8 protein-coding genes are annotated in these 11,499 nt (G+C 35.0%); all 8 read left to right on the top strand.

Annotated elements, in window-relative coordinates; translation table 11 throughout:
- The first annotated feature begins 195 nt into the window (after window positions 1-195).
- Complete coding sequence (locus FG384_RS18915; RefSeq protein WP_142644242.1) at window positions 196-720, top strand: DUF2695 domain-containing protein; 525 nt, start codon at window positions 196-198, stop codon at window positions 718-720.
- A gap of 1,429 nt (window positions 721-2,149) precedes the next feature.
- The gene (locus tag FG384_RS18910) at window positions 2,150-2,719 is read left to right on the top strand and encodes a hypothetical protein (RefSeq protein ID WP_166462495.1); all 570 of its coding nucleotides are present in this window, start codon (window positions 2,150-2,152) and stop codon (window positions 2,717-2,719) included.
- A 543-nt stretch (window positions 2,720-3,262) separates the two neighbouring features.
- Window positions 3,263-4,459 carry a hypothetical protein gene (locus tag FG384_RS18905; RefSeq protein ID WP_142644240.1) on the top strand — a complete coding sequence of 399 codons (1,197 nt, stop codon included), beginning with the start codon at window positions 3,263-3,265 and terminating at the stop codon, window positions 4,457-4,459.
- Between the two features lie 105 nt (window positions 4,460-4,564).
- On the top strand, window positions 4,565-5,314 hold the full coding sequence (locus FG384_RS18900) for a DUF2971 domain-containing protein (protein WP_142644239.1): 750 nt from the start codon (window positions 4,565-4,567) through the stop codon (window positions 5,312-5,314).
- Window positions 5,315-6,140: 826 nt separating this feature from the next.
- Window positions 6,141-7,103: a tRNA dihydrouridine synthase gene (locus tag FG384_RS18895; RefSeq protein ID WP_142644244.1), complete on the top strand. Its 963-nt coding sequence runs from the start codon at window positions 6,141-6,143 to the stop codon at window positions 7,101-7,103.
- A 301-nt stretch (window positions 7,104-7,404) separates the two neighbouring features.
- Entirely contained in the window at window positions 7,405-7,959 is a 555-nt protein-coding gene (locus FG384_RS18890) for a GNAT family N-acetyltransferase (RefSeq protein WP_142644238.1), read from the top strand.
- Between the two features lie 744 nt (window positions 7,960-8,703).
- The gene (locus FG384_RS18885) at window positions 8,704-9,411 is read left to right on the top strand and encodes a M48 family metallopeptidase (protein WP_142644243.1); all 708 of its coding nucleotides are present in this window, start codon (window positions 8,704-8,706) and stop codon (window positions 9,409-9,411) included.
- Between the two features lie 435 nt (window positions 9,412-9,846).
- Window positions 9,847-11,124, top strand: coding sequence for an MFS transporter (locus tag FG384_RS18880; protein WP_142644237.1), 1,278 nt, complete (start codon window positions 9,847-9,849; stop codon window positions 11,122-11,124).
- The last annotated feature ends 375 nt before the right edge of the window (window positions 11,125-11,499 follow it).

Here is an 11,499-nt window from a genome sequence, read left to right as displayed (position 1 = left end):
GAGATTAGCTATATTTTGTGAATGATGACTAGGAGGAGCCGTGTGCGTAAATAGCGCAAGCACGGTTCTGTGAGGGGGGTGGAACACAATCTACCGAAAGGTAGAGAGGTTCCCTTCTACTCGACTAGTTAAAGAAGGAAAATGAACGATAGAAAACGAAAATAGTAGCAAAATGGAATTAAAGGTGAGGTATTTATGGAAAAGCTCGAAGCATTAAAAGAAACTCTAATCGAAGGTCAAAAATTATCAATGCAAGGTTCGTTGGATAGGAGAGCCCCAGCAAAAAAAGCTGTTCCTTTTCTTTTAGAAGCAAGGCAAGGGTTAAAGGATTATGTAATAGAAAACGGAACAAATCCTCTTGCTTGGCGTTTGTTGTCGCAAGCCGAAGAATGCTTACTCAATTATAACAATGCTATTTATTGTCTGGAAAGGGCTATGGAGTTGGATAAAAAGAACCAAAAGGACCTTAAAAGATTTGCCCTATTAAAAGACTATGGTGGAATGTGGAATGAGCTAAACTTATCCGCAGAACAGTTGGAGTCCCTCGGTTTATTTTTGGATGAAATGTTAAATGCCGATGATTGTGACCACTCTCTTAAATTTACAAAGAGATGGTTGGAAGAAAACATGCCTAAGAGTAAAATATCTAAAATCGTAAAAGCAATGCAAAACCAAGGCGGATACTGTGATTGTGAGGTACGCTCTAATGTTGTTGATTAATAGAGCTTGTTGAACTAACGTGGTGCTTTAGTAAAAAACGGACAGCAAAACACATGAGCTTGGAGAAGCCTTTGGGTCCTACTTGGTTTTTTCATCATGCCCAGACATTCTCCACTCATGCAATTTCTCAAACATTCCCCCACAAAAAGTAGTGACCAGATTATGCAGATCAAACGTTTTCTACACTTTCTCCCAACATTTCCTCGTGGAAAAGTTACACAACAATTGAACAACAAATCACAACTCTTCCACCATACTTCTCCACAACATGTTCACAATTTATCATTTTCTACCGTTTGAAAACCGTATTTCTGCAAAAGTTACACAACTTTTACACAACAATTCCTAACAATAAGAGAATATATACGCAAACTATCCACACGTTTTCCCCCACAATTTCTCCCCATTGATTTTCGAACATTTCTTAGAGAGCATTCTTCAGGGTACGAGAGGAAGCAAAGGGAATAGATAAAAGAACAAAGGGAACTAGGATCCGTCATTAGCTGTGAATGAAAAGAACATAAAATATGAGTTAGTGCATCAAAATAGTAAAAGATACAAGTTAAGAAAATTAAAAGTAGAAAAAATACAAAATTAGGGATAGTTATAACAAAGATTATGGATACTGAGCCCGTGAATAATTAATTTTAAAGGGTTTACGAATATATTAATATCTAGTGATTAGGAATACACAAAATATGTGATAGAAGAAAACCGATTTCCGTAAGGTGCTTGTATTTAGGAAATCCAAAGCAAAATAACGAATTGTGGGCAAAATATCGAAGCAACCGCCTAAAACTATGCAAAAAAGTCTAGGAAACACAAAAAACCGAGAATATAAACGAGAAGTTAATTTTTGAAGCAAACGTAAATAGAAGAAAGCATGAGAAGTGATTGAGTAAATCATGGTAAAAAAGAAGAGGACAACGCTGGAGAGCTACATGTTTGGAAGGTAACAAGCAGTTACCCAAAGGTCTGAACATGATGAAATGCATGAGAAAGAGCTAAGAAATGAAGATGGAATACGGATGTTAATGAAAGCCTTCTTTAAGTAACAGTGCTTTAGTTGAGCAAGACAATCATTTGAAGGTCTATTATTATTCTTAAATATTGATGTTGTACTTCTTAATTCAGGAGTTATGTACAACTTATAGTGTATGGATTTAAACAGTATTCACGGGGATACTGTCGCCAAAGACAATTTACTCTGATTTAGATTTCGGCAGAATTCTACTAGTTTTAAAAAAAAGAATCAATCTATTCAGAAAACCTTGTTATTATATATAATATAAGAAAATTTTAAAACGATTTTTAAAAAATGATGAGTCAGGTATATTAGTTTTTATAAAAACCATATATCTTTAATCTAATGTATCCAAGTTAATACAAATATAAGCCTGAAAAATAATAAAGGGGGATGGGTATTATTTTGAAGAAAAAATACGGATTAATCTTTGTTGGATTGTTGGCATGTTTCATTTTGATAGGATGCAGTAGCAAAGAAACTGAAAAAACTGTGGCAGAAGAAAAAATCGAAGTAGAGCTAGTAGAGGAAACAATGGAAATTGTAAATGCAGAAGAAGAAGAAGAAGAAAAAGAAGAAGAATTTGAAGTACAAGAAGATGTGGTAGTAGAGAACCAAGCGGAAATTGACACTGTATATGGAACGCTAAACATAAGCAATTACAAAAAGGAATCCGATTTATTTTTTCGTGATGAGGAGAGAAATGTTCTTTACTTGCTAGCCGACGAGGAAATTTTTCAAGCAGAAGTAAATTTAGAGGCATCACTTGGGATTAATGTCGAAATGGACCAATCCTTTTTAAGCGGACACGCTATGGATTATATGGCAGAGGACGCGTCTCTTGTTCAAACTATAAGTACAACTGAGTTTGTCTACGAATCAGTCGCACTTGGTAAAAAATATGATGTCTTGTATGTAAGTGATACAGGGGATACCGTTATTTCAAGGGTAATTGTTTCTCAGCATCTGGAGTAGCTAGAGAAATTTTTATCATATTGGAAGCTGTACTTGCTTTTTGATATTACTACAAATGAATCGTAAGTCAGATAACGAAATTGTCTGAGAAGGAGCCAACCTAAATTTTCTCTTTTTGTATGACTATTTTGGAGATGAGGCTGTTTTATCGAACACAACGGACTTAGCGGCTGTGGAGAATAGGATGTAGAGGAAGTGTTGCAATAAGTACTTGAAGGCCGTCGTCGCGTAAATGAGCAGCTAAAGAAAATTGTTGCCATGGAGTTTTACGATGTCACGTTCTCGTATATTGGTAAAGAAACGCTTGAAGAGCATAGTGTCTCTGTGCCCGAGCAAAGTGGAAGAAACTACCGCTAGTTGCACCAAAAAGTAGGAGTAAGTTCAACAATAATCAAGCTCTAATGGTGGTGTGTAGTACTGAGCCTGACCTAAACGATAATCTGAATTACTAGTAAAGCCGTTGATACTGTATTTATGGAAGTGATTATTTTTGTGTGGAGAATCAAGCAAGCTATGTATTGATGGATTAGGAGGCGGGAAATATTGAACGGGAGAAATTGGCCAAGAAAAGAAGCTGATTTTGAATTTGTGGGGAAAGATAGTTTACATGTTTTGAAAGTAAAGAACTCAGAAAATCTTCAAGAGGAATTTTTCCAATACGCTAAGAATTTTATGTCCGCAGCGAATGTGTTAATAAATCATACATTATCTTCAATTGAACATCCAAAAAGAGATTTTTGGTTCTTTGCTATGGTTTATTTATACAGACAAAGCTTAGAGCTCATGTTAAAATCCATAGCTTTTAAATATATCATTAATAATAATGACAGAAAAAACTATATTGGAAAGGTTCGGCATAATTTAAAGTTTGCTTTCGATGAAATACTAGAACTTATAAATGAAGATGTAATAAATATGAAAGAGGATAAATTTGATTGGTTAAATGAATTCTTAACTAATATTTCTGAGGTTGACGAACAATCTGACTTATTTAGGTATCCGATTAAAATGAATATGCAGGGAAGTTTTACGGATCAAATCCATATTAATTTATATGCTTTAGGGGTAAATATGAATAGTGCTTATAAACTTTTAGAAGGTATTTTACACCAAGAAATTGTGGATAAAGAATTTAGCGTATTTGAGCCTGTATTGCTTATAGAAGGCGGGAGTTATTATGAGAAGAGTGTGATTTGGTCGAGGTTTGGTAAAGAATACGAATTCTATCCTTATGTAAAGGGGTACATGGAGAGTGCTGTCTATCTATTTGAAGTAATTAAAGAAAATGTGGAAAAAGATTATCTTTTTCTTCCAATGTGTTACTTATACCGAAATGGTATAGAGTTAGCATTAAAGAGGATTTTGATAGAAGGTTGTCAATACGATAGTGTGAGTGCGGCAAAAATAATGAGGAAGAAAAAACATAGCATCTTAGGGATTTGGAATTCGGTGAAAGAAGATATTGTTTTACATTCTAATGCCCCTGCTGGTGATACAACTATTAATAATGTTGAGATCTATATTAATCAACTGCATAATAAAATAGACCAAACATCAACCAGATTTAGATATCCGGTGGATAAGGATTTGAAATTTCACTTTAAAAAAGAGGAAAAGTATGACCTATTTAATATATCTTCATATTTTAATGATTTATTTACATTTTTAGATTCCGTTGATGGAATGTTGTCTCAGATAAAGGAATGGCAAGCTGAAATGCGGGATTATTATTCGGAGTAATACTTAATAGATTGAATAGGCTAACTTCTATCAATATTCTTGTACCCATAATACTATTCGTTATTTTGAATTATAAGAAAACTGGAAGATGGGGTGAATTTTAAATTGATTCGTAATTTAAGCTTTTCTACAGTACCCGCAGACGATACAGTCATGTGGAGATATATGGATTTCGCTAAATTCATGAGCTTACTAGAGAATGAATCTGTTTTCTTTTTAAGAGGTGATTTATTTGTAGATAAGTATGAAGGAACTGTACCGAAACAGGTAATTGATAATCTTTCTTTTTATAAAGCAGATACAGGAGAATTAGTGCAGGTTGGGGAAAGTTTAAGGGGTAGTATTTCTAATGTTTATGAAATGATGAGAGGATTTGTATTTATAAACTGTTGGCATATGAATAATATTGAATCTGCGGCAATGTGGGATTTGTATGCCAAAAGAGGGAACGGAATTGCAATTCGGACAACATTTGGTGATATTAAAAAAAGCTTTTCAAAGAGTACGAAAGATATCATAGCGGCTGAAGTGAAATATATCGACTACAGTAAGGACAATGTATTAGATGGAACCATGATAAGTCCATTTATTTATAAAAGAAAATCGTTCGAGCACGAAAGAGAGTTCCGTTTAATAGTCTCAGATCAATTAAATGCATTAGATGGGAAAGGTGGATTTAAAGAGGCTAGTAATAACGGCTTAAGCATTGATATATGCTTAGAGCATCTTATTAAAAGTGTTTATATATCTCCTAATTCTGAGAAGTGGTTTGAAGAATTGGTGGATTCTCTAGTAAGAAAATATAATATCAAAGCTGTTGTTATACAATCAAGTTTATATGAATTCCCATCATGAAAAAGTTAAATAAAGTAAAGGTAGCCATCTATAAAGAGGACAATCTGAATTAAAAATCAGTAAGGGTATAACTTGTCCGAAATCCAACACCATTTCATCTATGTTTGAATTGATTGCATCAGAGTTTCCGTTGTGAATAGTAAAACGCTTTTCGTCTTCGGATATCTTTGATCTAAACGAAGTTTCGCGAAGCTTTAACTGATATCATTTTCCGGTTAGATGCTTATTCACATCTAATGATATAGTAACTGCAGCAAATAAAAACCAACCAAACGTGGAAAATTTTATTGTGTAAACAAGTCATATCATTTTGCTCATTAAAATGCTCATTACATATGAAATCCTTTGATCCAGATAATTCGGAAATGTTGAATGTACGGGAATTCTGGGGTTCTAAAACACCCTAATTGATACAAGATTCTTTGGGTGGCATGATATAATGTCTGAAGTTATGAAGGAAAAAGATTAAAATTTATTTAGGTGAATGCAAGCACTTCAATGATTATTTTGCTACCGTCAGCAGTCCACGCATTGTGAAGCTGTCGCGTGGTTGGAGTTGGTATAATAGAAAAGCAGTTGATATAGAAAAAATCTATACCATCTGCTTTTTTGTTTATAAAATACCATTCAGGACCTATTTTCGTTAAAATAAACATTGTCGATTTTCGAAGGTAGTATCGCACAAATTATTAATGTCCAAATGTACTTGTGTTTGATAATAAGTTATTAAGCATGATATAAGTGTAAAAGAAGTGGAACATCTGGCTTTATGTTTTTTGACCGAGAGTTTGAAGTTGTATCCATAGTGAGAGGATTTGAGTTTGAAATGATAGATAATTTTTGGCGTGATTTACCGCGACCATTTTTTGTACTTGCACCAATGGAAGATGTGACAGATGTTGTTTTTCGTCACGTAGTAAGTGAAGCCGGTCGACCGGATGTATTTTTCACAGAGTTTACAAACTCGGATAGCTATTGTCATCCAGAGGGCATGAAAAGTGTGCGTGGCCGTTTGATTTTTACAGAAGATGAACAGCCAATGGTGGCACATATTTGGGGGGATAATCCCGAATATTTCCGTCAAATGAGTATTGGCATGGCAGAGCTAGGATTTAAAGGCATCGATATTAATATGGGCTGCCCTGTACCGAATGTGGCATCAAGAGGAAAAGGTAGTGGCCTTATTCTGCGTCCAGACGTTGCGGCAGAACTTATTCAAGCAGCAAAAGCGGGCGGACTGCCTGTCAGCGTGAAAACACGACTTGGCTATAATGATGTAAATGAGTGGGAGGAGTGGTTAACGCATATTTTAAAACAGGATATTGCGAACCTTTCTATTCATTTACGTACAAGAAAGGAAATGAGCCAAGTAGATGCGCATTGGGAGCTAATTCCGGAAATCAAAAAATTACGTGACCGTATCGCACCAAATACGCTACTAACAATCAATGGAGACATTCCTGACCGTCAAACTGGGCTGCAGCTTGCTGAACAATATGGTATTGATGGCGTTATGATCGGGCGAGGTATTTTTAAAAATCCGTTTGCTTTTGAAAAAGAGCCAAAAGAGCATAGCAGTAAAGAATACCTTGATCTTTTAAGACTGCAGCTTGATCTTCAAGATCAATATGCGGAAGCACTGCCACGATCAATCACAGGGCTTCATCGCTTTTTCAAAATTTATGTCAAAGGATTCCGTGGAGCTGGTGAATTAAGAAATCAATTGATGAACACGAAATCAACAGATGAAGTGCGTGCATTGCTTGATAACTTTGAAAAAGAATGTTAATGGGACGAGGACAGTGAAATGATGAAACTCTCAAAAGTTAGAGAAAAAATGAATCACATCAACTCATTTGTACTTATTTTATTCAGTTTGAAGTTCCTTTGAAACCGGCAACTTTTTTTGATTTGATAAAGTCTGTTTTCTGAAAGGAATAGTTTAGATTCCCAAGGAAACAGTTGGAACATATAATGGGAAATTATTTGAAAGGATGTATTAAGGTTAGTGCGATAATATTAACTTTAATTGGAAACAATATCGTTACAACGAAGGTACATTACCAAAGGTAAATTTAGAGGAGGTTAAAATGGAGAAGCAAGATGATTTATTTCATTCATTAGAGGGTAAAAAAGTCTATTTCAAAGCACTAAGGATAGAGGATGTTCAAGAGATACATGATTATGCGTCAGATCAAGAAGTTTCACGGTTTATTGGCTGGAATCTGATGAGTACTCTGGAGGAATCTCGTCAGCACATTGATATAATGTTAAAACGTGAGTCGGCAGGTACTCATTTATATGCCTCCATTGTTGAAAAATTAACTCAAGCAATTATAGGGACAGCCATGATTTTTAATTTTGATCAAGAAGCAAACCAAGCTGAAATTGGTTATGTATTACATAAACAACACTGGGGTAAAGGGTATGGCACAGAGATAGTTGCATTGATGAGTGATTTTGCATTTGAATCACTTAATCTTCATAAACTTCATGCTGTGGTAGTTCATGCCAATATTGGTTCTGCTCGGATACTTGAAAAGAACAGGTATGAGTTAGAAGGACGATTAAAAGACCACTATTTTATAGCGGATAAGTATTATGATGCATTACTTTTCGGCAAAATTTCTAACCTGGAAACTTAGCGTTCACCCAGGTAGAAAACTTGAGTTTAAAGAAACTGTGAAAACTAGTATGCTTAAAGAGTTAGTAAACATTGGTGACCAGGGGTTTACAAAGAAAAATTTAAAAAAATAAGAATGAACTCTATTTAATAAATATAGGTGATGCATCAGAAGGAAAAATAATTGGAGCAAAAGAGTGTATTGCTAGTATAAATAGTTCAAAAAAGATTGTTTGTCCAGGCGACGAGATTATTTCAAGACTAAGACCTTACTTAAGTCAAGTGGCCTATGTAGATAATGTATTTGAAAGAAAAAGCTAAAGCCGATTGAAACAAGTAAATCAATTGCCTTCTTAGTCCCATTTTTACTTTCAAATCCAGTTCAAGATGTATTTGCTAATGCTGTCGGGGGTAGCCAACACCCGCGATTCAATGAAAAATTTTTACTTTCCTTAAAAATACCAGATATTATAATACAGAATAGAGAAGAAATATCTAAACAAGTAATTGATTCAATTAACGTATTACAGAAATTACGAGAAAAAAATTAAAGAGTGTAGCGTGTTCATATCGGAACACTTTTAATAGAGTAATAAAAAAGTGGTAGAATGAGATTATTATTGCTCTTTTACCGCTTTTTAGTCTACATTTAGTTAATTCATGGATTGAATATGTCTGTCCTTGTTAAGTGCGACTAGAAATTTTTCAGAAGGATAAATGCTAAAATACAGAAAATATGGGCATTAAAGGTCCAACAGGTGATGAAATGGTACATAACTACTCAGGTGAGACAATACAATTTCAAATAACATACAAAAAGCGGACAACCATAGGCATTACTATGGATCACTATGGAAATATTGAAGTTCTGGCTCCGAAAGGGACACCAGACGAAAGCGTTATTCAATTATTAGAGGACAAATGGGAACTCATTCAGCAAAAATCAAAAGAACAAAAGGATAGACTGCTTGGGCCACAAAAGAAGGTCTACGAACATGGTGAGAGCTTTCTTTATTTAGGAAACACCTATCCCATAAGGATTTATCATGATATAAATATCACGCAAGACAATGTGGTGTTTGAAGGAGAAAAGTTACATATATATGTGAAGCAACTAGATGATGAAAAAATAAAACAAGCTTTAAAACGTTTTTATTACAAGCAGTGTAAGGCTTTAGTTGAGAAGAGTATATCCTCCTATCAAAGTAACTATAAAGTAAAACCACGTTCTATCCGTATTTCTGATAGCAAAAGTAACTGGGGAACCTGTGATTCAAAGCTGCAGTTAACATTTAATTGGAGGCTGGCAATGGCACCTCTTAAGGTAATCGAGTACGTAGTCGTTCACGAAATGTGTCATATGGTCCATCTTAATCACGACCGTTCCTATTGGCGACTTGTTGGAAAAATAATGCCCGACTATAAGGAACAGGAAAAATGGTTAGAGTTATCAAATTGGAAAATGACTATTTAGCAGAACCGTCACAAGGAAGACTCCAGTGCAAATGGATAGTCTACACGTAGATTAAGGTTTGAGAGAGAAAAGGGGATATCCCTATCTCTCCATCCTTTATCCACTTTTTTGTTTGTAAAGGAAGTACAGATTGAGAAGAAGAGGACGAGAAATATCTTATGCATCATGGGATGAGGCCATTTTATGTAGTACTCTACGGAGCGTTTGTAGCTGGAAAGGTTATTACTAACTATTATGGATGTATCGTTTTTTTGTGTGCTTTAATAAAAATGTAATTGAGACGCGATAAAATCCAAGATTCAAGCTTTTTTATTGAATTTATCTAACTAAAAACACTTCCAATCAAATTCAAATCATAAAACAATTCTGAAAAACAGGTTTTACCGATACTTGAAATTCATATTATATATAAAAGCTAATAGGAGTAGAAATTCATTGGACAAACAAAATAGCAGATACAGATGGGTTGTATTTGTTGCTGTATTGTTTACTTATTTGTTAATGGCGAGCCAACGAACCGCTCCAGGATTGATTACAGACCAATTGATGATGGATTTTAATGTAACAGCATCAACGATTGGGTTATTGGCGAGTATACAATTTTTGGTATACACAAGTTTGCAAATTCCGATGGGGATTTTAGCTGATCGTTTTGGTCCAAATTTTTTTCTAATTATCGGTGCCACACTTACAGGTTTAGGTACAATCATTTATAGTCTTGGTACAGATGAATTCGTCCTGTTTTTTGCCAGAATACTGACAGGGATAGGGGATGCGACCATATGGGTTAATATGGTGCTAATTTTAGCCCAATGGTTTCATGTAAAGGAATTTGTTCGATTAATTGGAATAGCGGGCATGACAGGAAGTCTCGGTTTCTTATTAGCGACAGTCCCTTTCTCTGCATGGATATATTTACTTGGTTGGAGGGCTGCATTTTTCTCAGCGGGACTACTATTATGTTTATGTGGCTTACTCCTTTATTTTGTGCTTCTAAAAAAAGCGAAACAAATCTTTTTGGAAGAACCAGTAGTTGTAATAGAAGAAATACAACGTGAAAAAACAACCGTTTTACTACGAAGAATATTTTCAAATCGGCAAGCATGGGCTCTATTTTTTTGTCATTTTGGAGTAGTCGGAGGTTATGTAGGGTTTATTAGTTCTTGGGCAGTACCATATGGGATGAATATGTATGAAATGACACGCTCAGGTGCAAGCCAGCTGATTATGATCGGTCTTATAGGGGCACTTATTGGAGCTCCTTTAATTAGTTGGATTTCAAGCCGGTTAGAAACAATAAAAAGACCATATATGGTTGTTCATATCGCTGTATTATTAGGTTGGTTTTCTTTCTTATTATTTAATGGGCATCCATCATTTTTCTTGCTTATTATACTATTCTTTATCATTGGCTTTGGATATGGGGCAAGTGCATTAACCTTTGCAGCTGTGCGTCAATCTTTCGCTATAAAAGAATCCGGTATTGTTTCTGGGTTTGTGAATACGGGTGGCTTTCTAAGTGCTGTATTGCTACCAATCATTTTTGGATATATATTGGATCATTTTCAATCTACATCAGGTAATCAAGTTGATGGATACTACTATGGTTTCATCACGCCAGTTATTTTCTCTATAATTGGCTTGATTGGAGTGATTTCGTATAAGGAAAAGCGTCAGAGAACAGGAGATAAAACGAATATCCGTATGTCTTAACTAGCATAATTAAACAGAAATATTTCTTGAACGAGAGCTATTGCTGAAATATAATTTTAGAAAATAAAATGCATGATTCTAAGTGGCCGATCCTTTTTGTATTAACTCAACAAAACTTCTTTGTTGTCACATGGGTGGAGTTAGAATAATGAAAAAAGAACGAATTCCCGATGGAGGAATTCGTTCTTTTTTTCTTTTTGTTCTAAAAGCATTAAAGAACTTTATGTTGAACTTATTGAACTAACGCAAGCAGGTGTGCGGCCGAGCCTAGGTCGTATCATATAGCGGGTGGGATTCCCGTCGAGAAAGAACTAGCCATTCACTCGTAGCGAGTCTTGGAGGGCTAATGGTAACATTAGCCTTTAAGCGTAGACA

The sequence above is a fragment of the Psychrobacillus vulpis genome, from assembly GCF_006861825.1.
GTDB lineage: Bacteria > Bacillota > Bacilli > Bacillales_A > Planococcaceae > Psychrobacillus > Psychrobacillus vulpis.
Note: the sequence above shows the minus strand (reverse complement) of the source record. Positions and strands in the feature narration are given on the sequence as shown.

What these genes read in the sequence shown, in the direction of transcription:
- FG384_RS18915 (WP_142644242.1), top strand. Translation starts at nt 196, where the DNA reads ATGGAAAAGCTCGAAGCATTAAAAGAAACTCTAATCGAAGGTCAAAAA.
- FG384_RS18895 (WP_142644244.1), top strand. Translation starts at nt 6,141, where the DNA reads ATGATAGATAATTTTTGGCGTGATTTACCGCGACCATTTTTTGTACTT.
- FG384_RS18890 (WP_142644238.1), top strand. Translation starts at nt 7,405, where the DNA reads ATGGAGAAGCAAGATGATTTATTTCATTCATTAGAGGGTAAAAAAGTC.
- FG384_RS18885 (WP_142644243.1), top strand. Translation starts at nt 8,704, where the DNA reads ATGGTACATAACTACTCAGGTGAGACAATACAATTTCAAATAACATAC.